The following is a 20,014-nucleotide window of genomic DNA, read 5'->3' as shown; positions in this document are numbered from 1 at the left end:
TATTGTCCGACCCGCAAGGGGTCGAATATATACGTGAATTATTGCTTCCCCTGGTCGTTCGGGCTACGCCCTCCGACACAGGGGCTACAACAAATCGGACCTCTCCGAGGTCCTTACCCATCTGACCTGTACAAGCTAATCAAATTAATACTATAACTTAAGTAGATACCTCTAATGCGTAACCCCTGCTGATAATAGCACGTTCAGATCACCAAAAAAGACGATTTCTAACAGACTGATATTCAATACCATATTTTGTCGTCAGTTTAGTTGCATCTCAGCGATTGCTTAGTTGCATCTCGTCATTTGCTTAGTTGCAACTAAGCAATCGGTTAGTTGCAACTAAACTTTTGCCCCCATCCTAGGGTAAAAATTCACCCTTTGAACAACAGCCTTTCAAGGTGCTTCCTTACCTATTCAAAAGGCACCCTACAAAAAAAGGACCTCGCGGAGGTGAATTATCGTTTCTCCTCAATCGGGGGGGGGGGCCGACGAAGCCCGAAGGGCTTCCATGGCCTATTAACCCAGCCTTCCCCCTCGGCAGGTATGCATAGCGTACCTGCCGAGGAGAAGGTTGGGAAGAGCGACAACCGTAGCCAACTACCCCGAAGGGGTTGCACTTTCACCTCCGTAGGCGTTGGAGTATATGCAACCCCTTCGGGGTATTCTTGGATGATCCAATGAGGATCTCTCTTATCGGACAAGTCTTTCTTTACAATCGCATTGCTAAAACGTCAAATAGCGCTGTGATCGGTAGAGATGTGCTCCATATTAACGTTAAGAAACTTTCCAAAACTCTTGGAGTAGATAAATATCTTGTGGTAATTATATAACACCGATTATGGCTAGTAGAGATGAAAAATGAACAAAATATACAGACCAATGTCATTGTTAATTAAAAAAAACTAAAATCATCACATTCTCTACCTTATATGTAAGAAATTATATAGTTTTGGCCACTTGTATGAAACAAGATTATTTTTAACTAAAAATTTTTACGTATGAAAAAGATTCTTTTATTGATCGCAGCCTTAATGCTGCTAGCCTCTTGTAACTCTCAAATGGAGCAGAACGAGGTTCAACCAAACTCTGAGATGAGTAATCTAGCTGAGTTGTCTGAAAGCCTTCAGAATTACAACTCACTCTTTATCACTTCTCCATCTGCAATTGCATATGATTCGTCACTAAGAGGCTTTTGGGGATGGATTGGGAAGATTGGCCGAGTCATTGCAAGTGACGCTGTGGGTGCTATAGTGGGATCTACACGTGGTGGCGTTGTTGGTTCTATTGTCGTTGGTGTATCCGCTTCAGTAGGTGCTATTATTGGCTTGCAAAATGTTTCTCATGACGGATCACTTTATATGTATACTTTCTCGATTGATAGCTCTGGTTTTTCTGCTGAAGAAATAGAAAAATTAGATGAAGCAAACGATATTGGATACCTTCACAATGCAACTATTTACAACCTATTCAATACAAACCCTAACATCTTAAATTATTCCGACTCTGAGGTAAGGCAGGCTCTGTTCAATATCTTTACGGATACCGAGAAAATACCAGAGCTCAAAAAAATTAATTACTACTTTAGCCATCAGGATAAAGAGAACATTTTATCTCAATTTCAACTTGGTCAAGATGTAGCAAAAAAAATAGTAGACGATGAATTAATAAGCAAGTCTGATTTTATCAAAACTATCTCGCAATCAGCCTCTATCAGCAGAGAGGAAGCCCAAATTTTAGCTGACTATTGCATTGTAGTATCTCAGATGGACAATATTGATGAAATCAGCAATTATGCACAGGGCTACAATGAAATAGTCCTTAAATCGAACACATCTGATAGGGTCAAATGTATGATAATGAATTTCACGTCTGTTGCAACAAATAGTAGATTATTATGGTCAAATATGCTATGATTAATAGATTCTTTTTAGCTCTACTCTCTTTTTCTTTTATCTTTCTACCTATGTTTGGCCAAACAGAGAGTAAGAACAACTTATCCATTGAGACAGAGGTAAGTATTCAGAGAGGATATCCATTGGGTAATCTTTCCCCCTTTGGCTTAGGTTTGGTTGATAGATATCAAACTCCTATGTATGTTGTAGGTGCTGATCTTATGTATAAGCTTAACGACAATCATTCACTAGGTATTGATTATTGGGGAGGTAGCAGTCTGATTTCTATTGGTAAAGTACTGGACGGTGCTGATTGGCAAAATCTAGATTATGTGGGGTTGGGGTACGCATATTCTATACCTAAGAAGAAATGGCTTGCTCGCTTATCAGCCTCTATAGGTTATGTTCGCAACAATCATAAGATACTAGAAAAGGAGTCTACGCTCAAAATTGGTGCCAATGGATTTGGCATATCTATGGGTATTTCAGCCTCATTGAATGTCAGCAAGCATTTGTCTTTGGGGTTGAAGTGTTCTCTAAATACTATAATGCTAGGGAAATGGCGTGGCGATAGTAAGTTACTTGATTCCAATTCATATTATACCCATGCTGGCATAAAAGAAAGTAATACAGTGTTTATGCCTACTATAGGAATAGTATTGATATCGCGTTAGTCTACTTCCACAAGAAATAATCTTTGACAATCACAGAAGGACTTGTAAGCTTCGTGCATAGAAGTCTTCTGTGATTGTACTACTTCAAAACTATAGGGCTGTTTTATGATGGAAATCTTTATCATACAACACTCTAGATATTGTTTCCACTGAACCTTTGGTGTCCGTGGGCACCAAGGGGGGGGGGGTTAGGTTTTGGTATTATTGGAAATAATAGCTATCTTTGTGATAGCAAGGGAGGCCAGAGGGCTACTTGGTATGGGAGGATAGATATAGAGACAACGTGCGTCGAGCAAATGCGAAACTCATCAATATATTACAGTTCCGAGATCATTGGACTGATGTGATGACTGGCCTCGACTGCCTTCGGGCAGTGTACTCCTTGTGGGTACCGGTGGATTTCAGAGCATTAGCCATCCTCAAATCCTTAATTTCGGAGTTTTTACAATTTCCTCGGCGCACGCCTTATACTAGTCAGCAGTGAGAGCCTAAGACTCTCCCTGCTGACTTTTTTATGGGGGCTTTATCGGGAAGCGGGGGGCTATGACTGGGGTACCTATATCGGACGAATCGGACAGATCGGACGAGTCGGGCAAGTCAATTAGTGCACCCGATAGGGTGCCATTCAGCTAGCCCCCGCGTCGGAGGGGGCAAACGCCCCCGAACGACCGGCGGGAAACGAGGCACCCTCACCTCCACGACCCTTGTGGTCGCACAAGCCCATCCAAGTGCGACCACAAGGGTCGAATGATATATCCCGCCTTTTACCCGCCAGTCTTCGGCTCTACGAGCCTTGACTGGGGGCTAGCTGAGTGGCACCCTGACGGGTGCTTTTTTTGTGCGATACATATATTATATATAGGCTGTGGTATATATGAAACCCCTCGGGGTTTTCTTTGATCTTCATCCGACACATATATATAAGGTGTATGTCGGGTGGCAAGGTTTATTTTATTACCTTTGTGGTATGAATGAAGAGAGAGAGTGGCAGAGCCGTACGGAGTTGCTCCTCGGTAGCGAACAACTGGAGAAGCTACGGGGGAGCCATGTGCTTTTGGTAGGTCTTGGTGGTGTAGGTGGCTATGCTGCCGAGATGCTGGCTCGCACGGGGATTGGTAAGCTGACGATTGTGGATAGTGATAGCGTCCACAGCAGCAATATCAATCGGCAATTGATTGCACTGCACAGCACTATCGGGCGGGGTAAGGCGGAGCTTTGGGGCGAACGGATTAGGGATATCAACCCCGATATCGACCTAGAGGTGAGGGCTCAATTTGTCCGCGATGAGGATACATTTGAGCTACTCGATGCGGCTCCTTACAGTTTTGTGATTGATGCCATTGATACACTCAGCCCGAAGGTGCATCTGATCAAAGCCCTTGTGGAGCGTGAGATCCCCTTTGTGAGTGTTATGGGCACTGGAGCGAAGCTGGATCCTCGCCAACTAAAGATAGGACGGATGGACAAGGCGAAGAACTGCCCACTGGCACGTATGATTCGGAAGCGACTAAGGCGACTGGAGGTATCGCTAAAGTTTCCCGTGGTTTACTCTGAGGAGTTACCCCACGAGCATGCCATTGTGGTGACAGAGGGGGAACAGAATAAGAAGTCGATCACAGGGACGATTGCCTACAATCCGGCCGTTGCAGGTTGTTATGCCGCTTATGTAGCTATTGACCATCTGATTAAGTAAAGGAATGGGAGCAAAGACACTGATCAAAGTGGAGGACCTTCACAAAAGCTTCGGGAAGTTGGAGATCCTAAAAGGGATAGATATGGAGGTGCAGGAGGGGGAGATTGTAGCGATTGTAGGTGCCAGTGGGGCGGGGAAAACCACGTTGCTACAAATCATTGGCACTCTGGATAAGCCTGACCGTGGAAGTGTAGAGATCAACGGGGTGAAGGTGCACCAGCTTAGTCGTGATGAGCAGTCGGACTTCCGCAATCGGCAGATGGGCTTTGTCTTTCAGTCGCACCAGCTTTTACCCGAATTTACAGCGGTGGAGAATGTGGCTATCCCGAGTATGATTGCGGGGGTAAGCAAGAAGGCATCGCTTGCGAAGGCGAGGGAGATCCTTGACAAACTGGGGATGAGCCATCGACTTGAGCACAGACCTGCCAAACTGAGTGGTGGGGAGAAGCAGCGAGTGGCGGTGGCAAGGGCACTGATCAACGACCCACTCCTGATCTTGGCAGATGAGCCAACGGGGGCACTCGATAGCGACAACCGGCGAGAGCTTCATGCGATCTTTCACCAATTGAATGAGGAGGAGGGTCAGACGTTCCTAATCGTTTCACACGACCCTCAGATCTCAGCTGTCACCCACCGCACCATCAAGCTAGAGGATGGCATTATCAAAGAGTAGGATATGGGAGGGATCACAAAAGGCGATCGCAAGGTACTGATTTGGCTACTGGTATTGCTACTGGGGCTGATCGTCTACGTTTATTTTAGTGGACAAAGTAGTGCCAGTGTAAAGAGTAATGAGGTGCAATCTTATCAGGTTCACGATACTATATATATTGAGACAAAGAGCCCCTCGGACACGTTGCAAGCAGAGCCAAAGACAACGGCTAGTTCTGCTCCTATCCGTACATCACGATACCCTGGTCCACCAGAACGTGCACACTACCCCAAAAAGCTAGAGAAGGGAGCCACGATAGATCTCAATAGTGCCGACACCCTTCTTCTGACCCGAGTACCAGGGATTGGCGCCTCATTTGCTCGACGGATCTACAAGTATCGCGAGCTGCTAGGTGGCTACTACGTGGTGGAGCAGTTGCAGGAGGTTTATGGTATGGATCGGGAGCGATACGATCAGATTGCCCCTTTCTTTCGGATAGAGACCGCCCCCACCCCACTCGACATTAGCCGAGATAGCATCCCTCGCCACCCCTACCTCCAATGGCGCCACACCAGGGTGCTCAAGGAGATACTCCGCAGTGGCCAAGAGCCCACATGGAAGGCCCTGATGGAGAGCGGACAATTCTCCACAGACGACTCCCTTCGCCTTGCCCCCTACCTCCCCCTCAAGTAGCCTTGGGATAATGCTTTTTTACACTTTCCCCTCTAATAGTAACGAGTAAAGCCACAAAGTTTCGGAAAAAGGTGCTCATTACTCTAAAAAATAGTAAGTTTGCAAGGAATAATACTTTAATAAGTTTCTTATAAGAACTATATGGCTAATGTAATTAAGACCAAGAAAGGACTCGACATCCGCCTTGTGGGAGAAGCTCCCAAAGTAGAGGTGAGTGTAGGAGAAGTCCATTCGTACGGTGTATCGCCCGACAACTTCCCTGGGTTTGTGCCTAGGCTAGAGGTGCAGGTAGGTGACCGTGTACAAGCAGGCTCGCCACTGCTTTATCACAAGGAGGCGCCAATGCTCAAGCTGACAGCCCCTGTTAGTGGTGAGGTGACCCAAGTGTGTCGTGGTGCGAAGCGCAAAATCCTCTATATTGAGGTGAAGCCCGACACGACCATTGAGTACAAGCAATTTGATACTCAAGGCATTGAGAGCAAAAGCACCGAGGAGGTGCTCGCTCTACTCGGAGAGAGTGGCTTTTTGGCACTCTTCCACAATCGCCCTTATGATAGAGTAGTGGATCCTACCAAGACGCCAAGAGACATCTATGTAACGGCTTACCAGAGTGCTCCATTGGAGGGCGATGCTCTAGAACTCATCGCTGAGGATAAGCCCTATCTACAGAAGGCGGTAGATCTACTCAGCCGTTTGACCATCGGCAGGGTACATATCAGCACTAAGGCTGGCAGTGGTCTTTCTCTGACCAACTGCGAGATCCACGAGATGCAAGGCCCTCACCCTATTGGCAATGCAAGTGTGGTGATCAATCACACAAGACCTATTAGTAAGGGGGAGAATGTTTGGGTTATTGGCATCACTGAGCTGGCTCTACTTGGTCGCTTCCTAGCTACTGGCAAGGTAGACTTGAGCCGTAAGGTGGTATTTGCTGGCTCTCGCATGGAGAGTGCTGGATATGCCAAGGTGATCGCTGGTGCCGATGTGGCTCAGCTTTGCCAAAACAAGCTGGATACTAAGCGCGGAAAGGTTCGTTTAATCGATGGCAATGTACTCACTGGCACTCAGGTGATCGGTGACTACCGACACCTCAGCCCATTCCACAGCCTGATCACTGCTATCCCAGAGGGTGATGAGACTAATGAGCTATTTGGTTGGGCCTCCATTAGCCCTAAGCGCTTTAGCGTCAATAGGAGCTATCCAAGTGCATTCTTCGGCACCTCACGACCTCACGACCTCGACGCCCGTATCAAGGGTGGTCCAAGAGCGATCATTGTGAGCAACGAGTACGATAAGGTCTTCCCACTCGATATCTTCCCTGAGTATCTCATCAAGTCGGTTATCGCCTTTGATATCGACAAGATGGAGGAGCTAGGCATCTATGAAGTGGCACCAGAGGACTTCGCACTTTGTGAGTTTGTGGACACCTCCAAACTGGAGCTCCAATACATTATCCGCAAGGGACTAGACCAACTCTACAAGGAGCTCAACTAGTCTACTGAATGGAATATAAAGAATAACGATATAAGGATTTACTGCTTTGAACGGTTTAAGAAAATATCTAGACAAGATCAAGCCCAATTTTGAGAAGGGTGGCAAGCTATCTGGCTTGTGGTCGACCTTTGAGGGCTTTGAGACCTTCCTCTTCGTTCCTAATACGACGAGCAAGCGTGGGGTACATATCCACGATGCCAACGATTCTAAGAGAACGATGATTGTAGTGGTACTGGCATTGATCCCCGCACTCCTATTCGGAATGTACAATGTGGGGTACCAGCACTACTTGGTGACAGGTCAAGAGATGGGCTTCTGGCCTATCTTCTGGTACGGCTTCCTAGCTGTACTGCCACAGATCATTGTGAGCTATGTAGTGGGACTAGGCATTGAATTTGCGGTGGCCCAATACAAGCACGAGGAGATTGCCGAGGGCTTCCTCGTTTCGGGCTTGCTGATACCTATGATTGTCCCTGTGGAGACTCCACTTTGGCAGATCGCTGTGGCGACTGCTTTTGCCGTAGTATTTGCTAAGGAGGTATTTGGTGGTACTGGCTACAATATATTCAATGTAGCACTGGTGACCCGTGCCTTCCTATTCTTCGCTTACCCTGCTCAGATGTCGGGTGATAGCGTATTCATTCGCACAGGCAAGGCCTTTGGCTTGGGTGGCGATGCCGCTACAATCGATGCCTATACCGGTGCTACTCCGCTTGGACAAGCTGGTCTAGCAGAGGGCACTCCCGTGATTACCAATGCGATTGGAGAGCCTATCGGCACGATGGACTATTTCATCGGACTGATCCCTGGCTCTATCGGTGAGACCTCTACCATTGCTATCTTGATTGGTGCTTTGCTGCTCCTCATCACTGGGGTGGCTAGCTGGAAGGTGATGGTTTCGGTATTTGGTGGTGGCTTCCTTACCGCTCTTCTTTACAATGCGATCGGCGGTAATGGGGTGATGCTTCTCCCCGCCATTGACCATATACTTCTAGGTGGCTTTGCCTTTGGTGCTGTATTTATGGCTACCGACCCAGTCACCTCATCTCGTACCGAGACAGGCAAGTGGATCTATGGTCTATTGATTGGCTTCTTGGCTGTATCTATTCGCGCCCTCAACCCTGGATATCCAGAGGGTATGATGCTGGCTATCTTGCTGATGAATATATTTGCACCACTGATCGACTACTATGTAGTGGACGCCAATGTACAGAGACGACTCAAGCGTACCAAAGCAGCCACTGCAGCTGTAGAGAGTAGGTAATAGGGAGTTCACTCCTATTTATATAAGTAAGAGACGGAATAAAAGACAATGAATAAAAATAGTAATACCTACGTCATTCTCTACTCTGCTATCATGGTGATCTTGGTAGCAGTAGGGCTTGCCTTTACCTCACAGGCACTGAAGGATAAGCAGACAGAGAATGTCAATAAAGACACTATGGCACAGATCCTAGCAGCACTTAAGCTGTACCCTGAGGATGTACCTGCCACATACCATGCCGTGATCAAGGAAGCGTTCTTGATAGATAAGGATGGACAGATCGTACCTGATAGTGAGGGAACGGATGTTCAGGACAAGGCTTTCACTAAAGACCTCGCAGAGATCGGTGACGGCACAGCTCCTGTATTTGTAGCCGACGTTGATGGAGCCACGAAGTACATACTTGGCCTTCACGGAGCTGGGCTTTGGGGTCCTATCTGGGGCTACATCGCCCTCGACGACGATGCTAGCACAGTCTACGGAATCAATCTCTCCCACGCGAGTGAGACACCAGGTCTTGGTGCCGAGATCGCTAACTACGATCACTTTAGACAGCACTTTGAGGGACTTGAAATCTACAAAGATGGCAACTTCAAGAGCATCGCAGTAGTGAAGAAAAGTACTAAGGTAGAGGGACAAGACCGCGTAGATGGCATCTCGGGAGGTACCATTACCTCCAATGGAGTCAATGATATGCTCTTCAACTCCCTTTCGATCTACCGACCCTATCTAGACACTCTAAGAAAGTAACATCTCATTATGGCACTATTTGATAAAAAGAATAAAGCAACCTTGCTGGACCCTATCAGCAAGAATAATCCTGTGGTGGTACAAGTCCTGGGTATCTGCTCGGCACTTGCTGTCACCAGTAAGCTAGAGCCAGCCATCGTGATGGCACTCTCTGTAACAGTGGTGGTGGCCTTTGCCAACGTGATCATCTCACTACTCCGCAAGACCATCCCCAATAATATTCGTGTGATCGTACAGCTGGTGGTAGTGGCTACCCTTGTAACCATCGTGAGCGAGGTGCTGAAGGCGTACGCCTTTGAGCTGAATAAGCAGCTCTCGGTATTCGTGGGACTGATTATTACCAACTGTATCTTGATGGGTCGCCTAGAGGCCTTTGCGATGACCAATAAGCCTTGGCCCTCATTCCTTGATGGAATTGGCAACGGACTTGGCTACGGACTAATACTAGTGATCGTGGGCTTTTTCCGTGAGCTCTTTGGCTCTGGTACACTACTAGGGTATCAGGTGATTCCTCAGAGCTTCTACGATGCTGGTTATGTCAATAACGGCCTCTTTATCCTACCCCCTATGGCACTGATTCTTGTGGCAGTGATCATTTGGGTACACCGCAGTATCAATCCTGAGCTTCAGGAGGAGAATTAATATTAGTAAGTGAATACACGAACATCAATAGATAATATCTAAGATATGGAATATTTAAGTCTATTTGTCAAGTCCATCTTTGTGGACAATATGGTCTTCGCTTACTTCCTTGGGATGTGCTCCTACCTTGCCATCTCCAAGAATGTCAAGACCTCTCTGGGTCTAGGCGTAGCGGTGACTGTAGTACTGACCCTCACCTTGCCACTCAACTGGCTACTCGAGAATTATGTACTCAAGCCAGGAGCACTTCAGTGGATCGATCCTAGCCTTGCCGAGGTGGATCTTAGCTTCCTTAGCCTGATCATCTTTATCGCCGTGATTGCTGCCTTCGTGCAGATCCTCGAGATGGCGGTAGAGAAGTTTAGCCCCTCACTATACAATTCGCTCGGTATCTTCTTACCCCTTATCGCTGTGAACTGTGCCATCCTTGGTGGCTCGCTATTTATGCAACAGCGTGCATTCCCCAATATCGGCGAAGCAGCAGTTTATGCCTTCGGTTCAGGAATTGGTTGGCTACTTGCTATTGTAGGTCTGGCCGCTATCCGTGAGAAGATGATGTACAACGACACTCCAAAGCCACTCCGTGGTCTTGGTATGGCCTTTATCATCACAGCACTGATGGGTATCGCCTTCCAGGCTTTCTCAGGGCTCAGCATTTAAGGAAACGAAATATCTAATAAGCGAATATTATAATGACATTCTTAGCAATTTCAACAACCACGATAATCGTCAGCACAGTGGTGTTCCTAGTGACCATACTGTTGCTCGTGGTACTATTGCTGCTAGCACAATCCAAGCTAGTAGCCTCGGGTAATGTCACCATTACCGTCAACGATGACAAGAAGCTAGAAGTACCACAAGGTGGTAGCCTGCTCACCACACTACAAAATCAAGGGGTATACCTTTCAAGTGCCTGTGGTGGACAAGGTACCTGCGGGCAGTGTCGCTGCCAAGTGGTAGATGGTGGCGGTGAGATTCTCGCTACAGAGAAGCCTCACTTTACCCGTAAAGAGATCAACGACCACTACCGCCTCTCCTGCCAAGTAAAGGTAAAGGAAGACCTTAAGATCAAGGTACCCGAGGAGGTCTTTGGTGTGAAGGAGTGGGAGTGCGAGGTGATTTCCAACCGCAACGTGGCTTCCTTTATCAAGGAGTTTGTAGTGAAGCTTCCTGAGGGAGAGCACATGGAGTTCAAGGCTGGTTCGTACGCACAGATTAAGATTCCGAAGTACGACGTCAAGTACTCCGACATGGAGATTCAGGAGCCCTTTAAGGCTGAGTGGGATAAGTTCAATATGTGGGGTCTTACCGGTAAGAATACCGAGGAGACTGTACGTGCTTACTCTATGGCCAACTATCCTGCAGAGGGTAACATCATCACCCTCAACGTACGTATCGCTACCCCTCCATTCGACCGCAAGAATGGTGGTTGGATGAAGGTGCCTCCTGGCATCGCCTCCACCTATATCTTTAGCCTAAAGCCTGGAGATAAGGTGATGATGTCGGGTCCTTATGGTCACTTCCACATCCAAGATACCGATGCCGAGATGCTCTATATCGGTGGTGGTGCAGGTATGGCGCCACTCCGTGCACAGATCTTGCACCTATTCAACACTCTCAAGACAGGGCGTAAGGTGTCTTACTGGTATGGTGCTAGGTCCAAGGTGGAGATCTTCTATGAGGAAGACTTCCGTAAGCTAGAGAAGGAGTTCCCTAACTTCTCCTTCCACATTGCACTATCGGCAGCTCTGCCAGAGGACAATTGGACTGGCTACACTGGCTTTATCCACCAAGTAATCTACGATCATTACCTCAAGGATCATCCAGCTCCTGAAGATATTGAGTACTACATGTGTGGTCCTGGTCCTATGGCCGCATCTGCACTGAAGATGCTCGACGATCTAGGCGTATCACGCGAAAGCATCTTCTTTGATGACTTTGGTTGATCCCCTAATCAATATTGAAAACAATCGGGCGTCGCTGATAGTTCAGCGACGCCCGATTGTTTTTTATTGCCTCTATTTATCGGCGATGACGGAAAAAGTCACGCATTAGAGAGGCACACTCCTCAGCTAGGACACCACGGGTAACTAGGGTAGAAGGGTGAAGAATATCATCGGCAAAGCGTGTATTGCCCGTCTTGGGCTCATCTGCTCCCCACACCACTCGCATAAGTCGGCTATGGCGGATAGCACCGGCACACATCACACACGGCTCCACCGTCACGTAGAGTGTACAATCGGGCAGTACCTTGCTGCCTAGATAGTTTTGAGCCGCCGTAAGGGCGATCATCTCGGCATGGGCAGTGACATCCTGTAGCGTCTCTGTAAGGTTGTGCCCCCGCCCTATCACCGTATCGCGAGAGACAATCACCGCACCGATAGGTACCTCTTCAGCCTCATAGGCAAGTCGAGCCTCCTGCAGTGCCTGCTGCATAAAGTATTGATCCGAAAAAGGGGCAATGGGTTGCTCAGTCATCATCAGAGAGATCTTGGTCAAAAAGCGTAGGGTAATTGGCATTGAGCTCCCTCAGCACATGGGTCATCACAATCTTCCGAATCAGAGCTGAGCGACTACTGTACTTGTACTTCTTCACATAGTAATTGATCATCTTCTCCTCCTCCTTTGAGAAAAGGATAGTGACCCTCTCCGTGCGAGGGTCCTGCTTTACCATTGGTGGTTTGATCTTTTTCTTCGTCTTTGCCATCCTACTTTCTCACTATCATTAGTTGGAAACAGACCGCCTCCTCATGCTCTATTTGGACATAGTCTACCTGCCCCTCCGAGTAGTGCTTCACCAGAAGCTCATCACCCAGTCGTGCCTCCTTTACAAACCTCAGGTGTGCCTCCGTCAGCTCCTCCTCTATGATATGAGCAATGGGGAGAGCATCCATGGCGAGAGAGATCCAGACAGAGGAATTGACGTGCCGATTGATATCCAAGTCGGAATAGCGTACCTTGTGGAAGTAGACAGAGCGGAGCTTCGCAGTCATCTCACGATCCATAAGGCGCCGTGGAATCTCGGGAAGCTCCAGGCCGGGGAATGAAGATCGGACAGAGCGGTCCGTGAGTAGGGTATCAATAGGCAGTGGCATTCGCTTCCGAATATCAATCCCTATCCACTTGGTAAAGGCACTTGCCACCAGCCGACCTCCCTGCTCCAAGGTAATGACACGATCGGTAGAGATACCCACCCAGTCCGTCACCCCCGTGGTGATGGTGAGTGGGTCTACACCTATAGGTTGGAAAAATCGGATACTCATACGGCTAAGTACCCAGCTAGCTCCGTGTGCCATCAAGTGGTCAATCCCATAGCCGAAGTGAGTAGCATGCTCACCCGCCACATGTATCATCCTACTCACCAATTGGCTCAGCGGGTACCGCCCCCTCAGGTCGAGGTGAAACGGCCACAGCTCCAGCTGCATACTCAGTTTATGATCCGAGATCGTCTCCACTTTCTATCGTACCTTAGCAATCAATGCATCTAGCGAAAGGGCACTTTGCTCGCCACTCTCCATATTCTTCAGAGTGATGGTCTTATTTTGCACCTCCTCCTCACCAACGAAAGCGACGTAAGGGATCTGAAGGGCATTGGCATAGCTCATCTGCTTCTTGAGCTTCGCCTCCTCGGGATAGAGCTCTACGGCGATCCCCTCCTTGCGTATCAGAGTGAGGAGAGGAAGGATATAGCGCACCTCTTTATCCCCAAAGTTGACAAACATCAGACGGGTACCCGAAGTAGCCTCCTTTGGATAAAGGTCTAGCTGATTCAGCACATCAAAAATACGATCGGCACCAAAGGAGATCCCCACACCACTCACACCATCTAGTCCGAAGACGCCAGTGAGGTTATCGTATCGACCACCTCCCGTGATGCTACCAATCTCCACATCATTAGCCTTCACCTCAAAGATAGTACCAGTATAGTAGTCCAATCCTCTAGCGAGCGAAAGGTCAAGAACCACCTTATTATAGAGCGGTGTGAGCTGTAGCATCTCAAAGATATAGCTCAGCTCTTCTATCCCCTTCTGCCCTACCTCACTTTGGGCAAAGAGGCCACTCATCTTTTGTAGCTTCTCCTCATTAGAGCCCTCAAAGTTGAGGATAGGGTGTAGCTGGTCGCACGCCGCCTCGGTGATCCCCTTGGAGAGCAACTCCGAGCGAACCCCTTCCCAACCAATCTTATCTAGCTTATCAATCGCTACAGTCAGGTCAATGATATTCTCAATGCCTAAAGTCTCACCAATAGCTGTGAGCAACTTGCGATTATTCAGGTGGATAGTAACGGAGATATTGAGACGGTGGAAGACCGTATCAATGATACGAGTGAGCTCCACTTCATGGAGAAGGGAGTCAGAACCGATCACATCGGCATCACACTGAAAGAACTCCCTGTATCTCCCCTTTTGAGGTCGATCGGCACGCCAAACCGGCTGTATCTGGAAGCGACGGAAAGGGAAGGTAATTTCATTGCGGTGCTGCACCACATAGCGGGCAAAGGGCACCGTGAGGTCGTAGCGTAGCCCTCGGTCGCATGCACGAGCTGCAAACTCAGCAGGGTCTATCGTAAGCAGTTCCTCCCGATTAAAGCCCTTAAGGCTATCCCCACTATTGAGGATACGGAAGAGTAGTTTATCCCCCTCTGCACCATACTTCCCAGTAAGGGTGGAGAGATTCTCCATTGCGGGTGTCTCTATCTCCCTAAATCCATAGGTGCGGTAGACACTCTTAATGGTATCAAATATATAGTTGCGTTTCGCCATCTCCTCAGGTGAGAAGTCGCGCGTCCCTTTAGGTATTGAGGGTTTTTGTGCCATAGTCTATCTCTATTTATTTTGAATATTTATTGTAAGAAAGGAGCTCCGATAGGGGTTTACGCTTCTTGGCTCTGAGCTCCTGAACCGAGTAGCCAAGGGAGATCACTAGAGGGAGCTTCTTGCCTCTCGACACCCCTAGTACTTTGCGAAGCTTACGCTCATTGACCCACCCCATGATGCAGCTACCAAGTCCCTCCTCACGTGCTGCAAGGGTAATGTAGCTAGCCACAATCCCTATATCATACGCAGGTAAGTGCTTATTGAGGAGGAGCGAACCCGCTTTGCCCGCGGCATTGGGCGACTCCTCCACCAATACTAGGAGGACAGGTGCCGTCGCTGCAAACTTATTCATTCCTGGCACCAAAGGGGACGTGAGCGTCGCTGCCACCTCAGCACGAGTTGTAGGGTCATCAACCACGATAAAGTGCCACGGCTGAGAGTTGGTAGCCGAGGGAGCCAAGCGGGCCACCTCCAAGATACGCTCTATCACCTCTCTAGGTACAGGGCGACTCTCATCGTACTTCCGATCACTCTGCCGAGTGGCAGCTAAATCCTGTAGGCTCATGATTGCTGAATCTCTATGATGCGGGCAAGGTATTTGCCAATGATATCAAACTCCAGGTTGACCCTTTTACCCACCTCAAGTGTCTTGAAGTTGGTATGCTCGATGGTATAAGGGATGATTGCCACTTCAAAGCTATTGGGCGTAGAATTCACCACCGTGAGGCTCACCCCATTGACACAGACAGAGCCCTTCTCTACCGTCATATAGCCACGCAGAGCCATCTCCTTGGGGACACTGTACTCAATGCGGAAATAGTGGCTTCCCTCCGCCTCGCGTATCTCGGAACATACTCCAGTAGTATCCACATGCCCTTGTACAATATGGCCATCCAGTCGACCACCCACCGTCATACTTCGCTCCAGATTGACCAAGTCCCCAGGCTTCAAGTCGCCTAGATTGGAGCGCTGTAGCGTCTCAAGTATCGCCGTAACGGTGTAGCTACGCTCCTCCAAGTCAATGGCCACTACCGTAAGGCAGACACCATTGTGCGAGATACTCTGGTCCACCTTCAGCTCCTCCACGAAGGGGGCCGTAAGGGTCAAGTGTACATTTTCCGTTCCTTCCTCTCTCACCACTCTCACTACAGTGGCTGTGCTTTCTACTATTCCTGAAAACATATCTTATTTCTCTATCAATTGATTACTTCTTTTGTCCAAAAATCAGCTGCCCAAGCCAGCTCTGTTTAGTACGAGGGGTACGCTCTAGGCTAGGCACTTTCACCTGCTCCTCTGGTAGGTGACAAGTAGTGAAAGGGGGCAGATGATTAAATTCCTTCACCACCCGATACATCTCCTCTTGCGTCCGAATAGCCTTTTCAGGATGGTCACGCTTGGGGATATTCTCCAGTTCGGAAGATAGATAGGTAGCCTTCACATTGTCACTGAGGCAGAGATCCAATACTTTTCCTAGGAACCCCTTAATCTCGGGAGCCAATACTGGGGCACCACACTCTATCCTTCGGTAGAGGTTACGGGTCATCCAATCGGCCGAAGAGACGTAGTAGCGCTTCTCACCCCCGTGGTAAAAGTACCAGATACGGGCATGCTCTAGGTAGATATCCAGCAGACGTATCACCCGGATATTTTGGCTAAATGGTTGGCTAGGGATCACCCTACAGATACCACGAACTAGGAGGTCAATCTCCACTCCCGCCTCCGACGCCTCATAGAGCTTATCAATCACCCCTTGCTCCTCTATCGAATTCATCTTGAGCACCATTCGTGCCTTTCTCCCCGCCTTTGCCTCGGCAATCTCATAGTCGATCAATTGGTAGATCTGCTCCACCATACCATAGCTAGCCACGAGGAGGTGCTCAAAGGTATGCGTGGTATCGCCCTGCTCCAAGAGGAGGAAGAGTTGCGAAAGATCGTACGCCAATTCTTGCCGACTGGTAAAGACCAGTACATCCGAGTAGAACTTCGCTGTCTTTTCATTAAAGTTGCCCGTGCTAAAGCAGGCAATGCCACACTTCCCTGGCACCGCCTCTGGGTGAAACTCTATAAAGCAAGTCTTGGCATGCACCTTAAGCCCCGGCAGAGAGTAGAGTATCTTGACGCCATGGCGGATCATCCGCTGAGCGGTTTGCAGATTATTCTCCTCATCAAATCTCGCCTTCAGTTCCACAAAGACCGTCACCTCCTTGCCTTGCGTAGCCGCCTTTATCAGTGCATCAATCACCTCCGAATCCTCCGCCACACGATACTGCGTCAGCTTGATCCCCTTCACTCGAGGATCAGTAGAAGCCGCCTGTAGTGTGCTCAGAAGGTAATCAAAACTAGTATAGGGCACAAAGATCGCTTCGTCTTGCCTAAGGAGGTGATCCAACTTATTTGGGCACTGATCCCATCTGTAGTGAGGGATAGGGGTATGGTACTGCTGCTCATACTCAGGTCCTATCGGATTGGGTAGCTTCCGAAGGTCTTGTAACTGCAAATGACGACGACTTGGTAGCAGCACCTCCGGTCCTAGCTTCAATGATTGAACCAATTGCTCCAGCACCACCGCCGGCATCATATCATCAAATTGCAGGCGCGTCACCGCACCAGTCTTACGCTTAGATATCTGCTCCTCTATATGCTCCGCCAAGTCAATACCGCCCGCCCCTTCATCGAGCTCTATATCGGCATCACGGGAGACCTTAAAGCTATAAGAACCAAGCACGTCGTAGCCCACAAAGATCTTATCCAAACCAGCACGCACCACTTCGTCCAAAAAGGTAAAGGAGTAACGACCCTCAAAGTCGGGTAGTCGCAAGAAGCGAGGAGCCTTGGTAAAGGGTAGCTTAATCATAAAGACCCGCTTCTTGCTATCCGAATGGCGTCGCACATAGACTGCAAGGTAGATTCGCTTATCCCGCACAAAGACATCCATAAGGTTGGGACTCACCAGCACCGGCTGAAGGTACGGAAAGACCTCCTCCTCAAAATAGTGCTCTACAAAAGCACGTATCTTACCAGTAAACTCCTCCGCATGGGTAAAGACCTTCACCCCCGCCTCAAAGAGGTCTGGCACCATCACCTCCTCCCACGCTTGCCGAAATAGCTCCTCCTGCGACTTCACCTCATCGGTAAGCGCCTTAAAGCTCTCACGCTTTAGGCGTACCTCGTCTTTATCCCCCTTTTGGATAGCCCGCTCCAGTGCCATGCGGTTACTCGCCACACGCACCTGATAAAACTCCTCAAGGTTCGATGAAAATATCGAGAGGAAGCTAATCCGCTCGTATATCGGCACACTCTTATCCAACGACTCCTGTAGCACCCGCTTATTGAAAGCGAGCCAACTGATGTCCCTATCAAAATATCTCCTCTTCTTACCCTCCATAAGTCATCAAACCATTTAATAAATAACTACCTCCACAAATTTACTAAAACTTTAGCTATAATCTGAACGAAGCTCCCGCAAACCACGGTTTATGCATTAGAAAGCTTAACAATAGGTATTAGATTTGGTTGAACGAATTGTCTATAATGGGTATATAAAGACATAAGAGCACCCGCCAGGGTGCCATTCAGATAGCCCCCGTGTCGGAGGGGGCAAACGCCCCCGAACGACCGGCGGGGAAAAAGGCACGGTATACGTCATCGACCCTTGCGGTCGTACTTGGATAGGCTTGTGCGGCCACAAGGGTCGTAGGTTTTTGACCCCTCAACACCCGCCGGTCTTCGGCTCTCTGAGCCTCGACCGGGGGCTAGCTGAGTGGCACCCTATCGGGTGCTTTTTTAGCACCTTCTCTCAGAGGTCCTTCCTAACGATAAGTTCCCTATTTAAAAATATCTAATCCGTGCCCCCTGCTCGCAAAGCGGGAAAAGGCTTACGAGTTACTGCTCCTTAGGCCGACGGTCGGCTTCGGTCTCAGGGAGGATCAGGTTGAGGAGCACCGCGATGATCGCTGAAAGGCCGATACCACCGAGTGTAAAGCGGCCCATACTCAGCACCGCCCCGCCAATACCAGTTGTGAGGGTCACAGAGATGATCACAATATTCCGAGAACTAGAGAGGTTTACACGGCTATTGAGGAGGTTATTGATCCCCGCACCAGCGATAGTGCCAAAGAGTAGTAGCATAATCCCGCCCAAAATCGCCGTATCAATACTCTTGAGGAAGGCACTCACCTTGCCAATCATAGAGAAGACAATCGCCGTAACAGCCGAAATCCTCAGCACACGAGGAGCCGTCACCTTCGTCAGCGACATCGCACCCGTCACCTCCGAATAGGTGGTCACAGGAGGGCCACCAAGAAATGAAGCCACCAAGCAGGCCAAGCCATCGCCCAGCATCGTACGGTGTAGCCCAGGATCCTTCACGAAGTTTTTACCCGTCACGCTATTCACCACATAGACATCCCCAATGTGCTCAATCACAGGAGCAATCGCCACTGGGATCATATAGATAATCGGTGCCCAACTAAACTTTTCGGGAAAGGTGAGCTGTGGAAGCGAAAACCACCCTGCCGCCTCAATACCACTAAAGTCGATATCAAAAAAGATAAGATCCACCAAATACCCCACAATGATCCCACAAAAGATCGGAATCAACTTAATCAGCCCTCGTCCATAAAGCGTCACCACAATAGCCGTCGCCAATGAAATCGCCGCCAAAGGCCAATTTCCCTCAGCCATCTTCACCGCCGAGCTAGAGAGCGAAAGCCCAATCAGCATAATCACAGGACCAATCACCACCTCCGGGAAGAGACGATTGATAAACTTAGTGCCAAAGAGTTTGATCAGTGCCGACATCACAAAGTAGACAAAGGCAACGCCCGCAATTCCCAAAAGGGCACCACTCAATCCATAGAGCTCCGTAGCACTCACAATCGGAGCGATGAAAGCAAAGCTACTACCGAGGAATATAGGCACCTTCCCCTTCGTTACCAGGTGAAAAATAAGCGTACCAATACCTGCCGAAAAGAGAGCAGCGGAGGGGTCAAGCCCCACCAGTAGAGGCACCAAGACAGTGGCTCCAAAGGCAACAAAAAGATACTGCACACCCACCACTACCTGGCGTGTGGGGCTGAGTTGGTCAATAGGCGAAGTAGACATAGCTCGCGTGACATTTGAAAGGTTAATACCAATTAAAACTCTACAAATCTACCTAATCACTACCATTGTACCAACTCTTTACCCCCCTATTTTCCCAAACACCCCTTATAGAGGAGTATTCAGTGCCTTATCGGATGAGTTACTAGCGGAGGGGGGTGAAGCCCGAAGTGCTTCACCCCCCTCCCCACGATCTGATCGGGCATCCGACCTGTCCGACTTGTCCGACCCGTCCGATAAGGCACCTTGTCTTGTCCTAGAAAAAGTTGACTCATAGATAGATTTTTATGAGTAAGTTTGTAAAAAGGAGTCAACTCCAGAAGATTTATTTTGACCGAGT

20 protein-coding genes are annotated in these 20,014 nt (G+C 48.7%); 11 read left to right on the top strand and 9 right to left on the bottom strand.

The window, feature by feature from the left end; genetic code table 11:
• Positions 1-1,001: 1,001 nt before the first annotated feature.
• From A3GK_RS0108480 to nqrF, 11 genes are all read left to right on the top strand, one after another.
• Positions 1,002-1,916: a periplasmic substrate-binding domain-containing protein gene (locus A3GK_RS0108480; protein ID WP_018029029.1), complete on the top strand. Its 915-nt coding sequence runs from the start codon at positions 1,002-1,004 to the stop codon at positions 1,914-1,916.
• Positions 1,913-2,569 carry a hypothetical protein gene (locus A3GK_RS0108475; RefSeq protein ID WP_155799483.1) on the top strand — a complete coding sequence of 219 codons (657 nt, stop codon included), beginning with the start codon at positions 1,913-1,915 and terminating at the stop codon, positions 2,567-2,569. Before A3GK_RS0108480 ends, A3GK_RS0108475 begins: the two co-directional genes overlap by 4 nt.
• A 967-nt stretch (positions 2,570-3,536) precedes the next feature.
• Positions 3,537-4,262: a tRNA threonylcarbamoyladenosine dehydratase gene (locus A3GK_RS0108470; RefSeq protein ID WP_018029027.1), complete on the top strand. Its 726-nt coding sequence runs from the start codon at positions 3,537-3,539 to the stop codon at positions 4,260-4,262.
• 4 nt (positions 4,263-4,266) lie between these two features.
• On the top strand, positions 4,267-4,935 hold the full coding sequence (locus A3GK_RS0108465; RefSeq protein WP_018029026.1) for an ABC transporter ATP-binding protein: 669 nt from the start codon (positions 4,267-4,269) through the stop codon (positions 4,933-4,935).
• 3 nt (positions 4,936-4,938) lie between these two features.
• Positions 4,939-5,607, top strand: a complete 669-nt coding sequence (locus tag A3GK_RS0108460) for a ComEA family DNA-binding protein (RefSeq protein WP_018029025.1) — start codon at positions 4,939-4,941, stop codon at positions 5,605-5,607.
• 141 nt (positions 5,608-5,748) lie between these two features.
• Entirely contained in the window at positions 5,749-7,101 is a 1,353-nt protein-coding gene (locus A3GK_RS0108455) for a Na(+)-translocating NADH-quinone reductase subunit A (RefSeq protein ID WP_018029024.1), read from the top strand.
• Positions 7,102-7,147: 46 nt separating this feature from the next.
• Positions 7,148-8,365 (top strand): NADH:ubiquinone reductase (Na(+)-transporting) subunit B, encoded by a 1,218-nt coding sequence (locus A3GK_RS0108450; protein WP_018029023.1) that lies wholly within the window; start codon positions 7,148-7,150, stop codon positions 8,363-8,365.
• Between the two features lie 48 nt (positions 8,366-8,413).
• Entirely contained in the window at positions 8,414-9,115 is a 702-nt protein-coding gene (gene nqrC / locus A3GK_RS0108445) for an NADH:ubiquinone reductase (Na(+)-transporting) subunit C (protein ID WP_018029022.1), read from the top strand.
• 9 nt (positions 9,116-9,124) lie between these two features.
• Positions 9,125-9,757, top strand: a complete 633-nt coding sequence (locus A3GK_RS0108440) for an NADH:ubiquinone reductase (Na(+)-transporting) subunit D (RefSeq protein ID WP_018029021.1) — start codon at positions 9,125-9,127, stop codon at positions 9,755-9,757.
• A gap of 45 nt (positions 9,758-9,802) precedes the next feature.
• On the top strand, positions 9,803-10,417 hold the full coding sequence (gene nqrE, locus A3GK_RS0108435; protein ID WP_018029020.1) for an NADH:ubiquinone reductase (Na(+)-transporting) subunit E: 615 nt from the start codon (positions 9,803-9,805) through the stop codon (positions 10,415-10,417).
• Between the two features lie 32 nt (positions 10,418-10,449).
• On the top strand, positions 10,450-11,703 hold the full coding sequence (nqrF, locus tag A3GK_RS0108430; protein WP_021902884.1) for an NADH:ubiquinone reductase (Na(+)-transporting) subunit F: 1,254 nt from the start codon (positions 10,450-10,452) through the stop codon (positions 11,701-11,703).
• Positions 11,704-11,779: 76 nt separating this feature from the next.
• Here nqrF and A3GK_RS0108425 read toward each other — a convergent pair whose 3' ends face one another.
• From A3GK_RS0108425 to A3GK_RS10705, 9 genes are all read right to left on the bottom strand, one after another.
• The gene (locus A3GK_RS0108425) at positions 11,780-12,235 is read right to left on the bottom strand and encodes a nucleoside deaminase (RefSeq protein ID WP_018029018.1); all 456 of its coding nucleotides are present in this window, start codon (positions 12,233-12,235) and stop codon (positions 11,780-11,782) included.
• On the bottom strand, positions 12,228-12,464 hold the full coding sequence (locus A3GK_RS0108420; RefSeq protein WP_018029017.1) for a ribbon-helix-helix domain-containing protein: 237 nt from the start codon (positions 12,462-12,464) through the stop codon (positions 12,228-12,230). Before A3GK_RS0108420 ends, A3GK_RS0108425 begins: the two co-directional genes overlap by 8 nt.
• A gap of 1 nt (position 12,465) precedes the next feature.
• Complete coding sequence (locus A3GK_RS0108415) at positions 12,466-13,212, bottom strand: acyl-[acyl-carrier-protein] thioesterase (protein ID WP_244860740.1); 747 nt, start codon at positions 13,210-13,212, stop codon at positions 12,466-12,468.
• Between the two features lie 3 nt (positions 13,213-13,215).
• Entirely contained in the window at positions 13,216-14,574 is a 1,359-nt protein-coding gene (gene hisS, locus A3GK_RS0108410) for a histidine--tRNA ligase (RefSeq protein ID WP_018029015.1), read from the bottom strand.
• Positions 14,575-14,587: 13 nt separating this feature from the next.
• Positions 14,588-15,139 carry a nitroreductase family protein gene (locus A3GK_RS0108405; RefSeq protein ID WP_018029014.1) on the bottom strand — a complete coding sequence of 184 codons (552 nt, stop codon included), beginning with the start codon at positions 15,137-15,139 and terminating at the stop codon, positions 14,588-14,590.
• Positions 15,136-15,756: a riboflavin synthase gene (locus A3GK_RS0108400; RefSeq protein ID WP_018029013.1), complete on the bottom strand. Its 621-nt coding sequence runs from the start codon at positions 15,754-15,756 to the stop codon at positions 15,136-15,138. The genes A3GK_RS0108405 and A3GK_RS0108400 overlap by 4 nt, the downstream gene beginning before the upstream one ends.
• 22 nt (positions 15,757-15,778) lie before the next feature.
• Positions 15,779-17,959 (bottom strand): polyphosphate kinase 1, encoded by a 2,181-nt coding sequence (gene ppk1 / locus A3GK_RS0108395; protein ID WP_018029012.1) that lies wholly within the window; start codon positions 17,957-17,959, stop codon positions 15,779-15,781.
• A 497-nt stretch (positions 17,960-18,456) separates the two neighbouring features.
• The gene (locus A3GK_RS0108390; protein ID WP_018029011.1) at positions 18,457-19,677 is read right to left on the bottom strand and encodes a uracil-xanthine permease family protein; all 1,221 of its coding nucleotides are present in this window, start codon (positions 19,675-19,677) and stop codon (positions 18,457-18,459) included.
• A 119-nt stretch (positions 19,678-19,796) separates the two neighbouring features.
• Positions 19,797-20,014: hypothetical protein (locus A3GK_RS10705; protein ID WP_040576082.1), on the bottom strand; the 218-nt coding region annotated here is incomplete at its 5' end.

Origin of the sequence: Porphyromonas somerae DSM 23386 (assembly GCF_000372405.1) — a bacterium.
In the GTDB taxonomy this organism is placed as follows: domain Bacteria; phylum Bacteroidota; class Bacteroidia; order Bacteroidales; family Porphyromonadaceae; genus Porphyromonas_A; species Porphyromonas_A somerae.
Note: the sequence above shows the minus strand (reverse complement) of the source record. Positions and strands in the feature narration are given on the sequence as shown.

Excerpts from the sequence above, each read along its gene's own strand:
- A3GK_RS0108480 (WP_018029029.1), top strand. The coding sequence starts at position 1,002 with ATGAAAAAGATTCTTTTATTGATCGCAGCCTTAATGCTGCTAGCCTCT.
- A3GK_RS0108475 (WP_155799483.1), top strand. The coding sequence starts at position 1,913 with ATGATTAATAGATTCTTTTTAGCTCTACTCTCTTTTTCTTTTATCTTT.
- A3GK_RS0108470 (WP_018029027.1), top strand. The coding sequence starts at position 3,537 with ATGAATGAAGAGAGAGAGTGGCAGAGCCGTACGGAGTTGCTCCTCGGT.
- A3GK_RS0108465 (WP_018029026.1), top strand. The coding sequence starts at position 4,267 with ATGGGAGCAAAGACACTGATCAAAGTGGAGGACCTTCACAAAAGCTTC.
- A3GK_RS0108460 (WP_018029025.1), top strand. The coding sequence starts at position 4,939 with ATGGGAGGGATCACAAAAGGCGATCGCAAGGTACTGATTTGGCTACTG.
- A3GK_RS0108455 (WP_018029024.1), top strand. The coding sequence starts at position 5,749 with ATGGCTAATGTAATTAAGACCAAGAAAGGACTCGACATCCGCCTTGTG.
- nqrC (WP_018029022.1), top strand. The coding sequence starts at position 8,414 with ATGAATAAAAATAGTAATACCTACGTCATTCTCTACTCTGCTATCATG.
- A3GK_RS0108440 (WP_018029021.1), top strand. The coding sequence starts at position 9,125 with ATGGCACTATTTGATAAAAAGAATAAAGCAACCTTGCTGGACCCTATC.
- nqrE (WP_018029020.1), top strand. The coding sequence starts at position 9,803 with ATGGAATATTTAAGTCTATTTGTCAAGTCCATCTTTGTGGACAATATG.
- nqrF (WP_021902884.1), top strand. The coding sequence starts at position 10,450 with ATGACATTCTTAGCAATTTCAACAACCACGATAATCGTCAGCACAGTG.
- A3GK_RS0108425 (WP_018029018.1), bottom strand. The coding sequence starts at position 12,235 with ATGACTGAGCAACCCATTGCCCCTTTTTCGGATCAATACTTTATGCAG.
- A3GK_RS0108420 (WP_018029017.1), bottom strand. The coding sequence starts at position 12,464 with ATGGCAAAGACGAAGAAAAAGATCAAACCACCAATGGTAAAGCAGGAC.
- hisS (WP_018029015.1), bottom strand. The coding sequence starts at position 14,574 with ATGGCACAAAAACCCTCAATACCTAAAGGGACGCGCGACTTCTCACCT.
- A3GK_RS0108405 (WP_018029014.1), bottom strand. The coding sequence starts at position 15,139 with ATGAGCCTACAGGATTTAGCTGCCACTCGGCAGAGTGATCGGAAGTAC.
- A3GK_RS0108400 (WP_018029013.1), bottom strand. The coding sequence starts at position 15,756 with ATGTTTTCAGGAATAGTAGAAAGCACAGCCACTGTAGTGAGAGTGGTG.
- ppk1 (WP_018029012.1), bottom strand. The coding sequence starts at position 17,959 with ATGGAGGGTAAGAAGAGGAGATATTTTGATAGGGACATCAGTTGGCTC.
- A3GK_RS0108390 (WP_018029011.1), bottom strand. The coding sequence starts at position 19,677 with ATGTCTACTTCGCCTATTGACCAACTCAGCCCCACACGCCAGGTAGTG.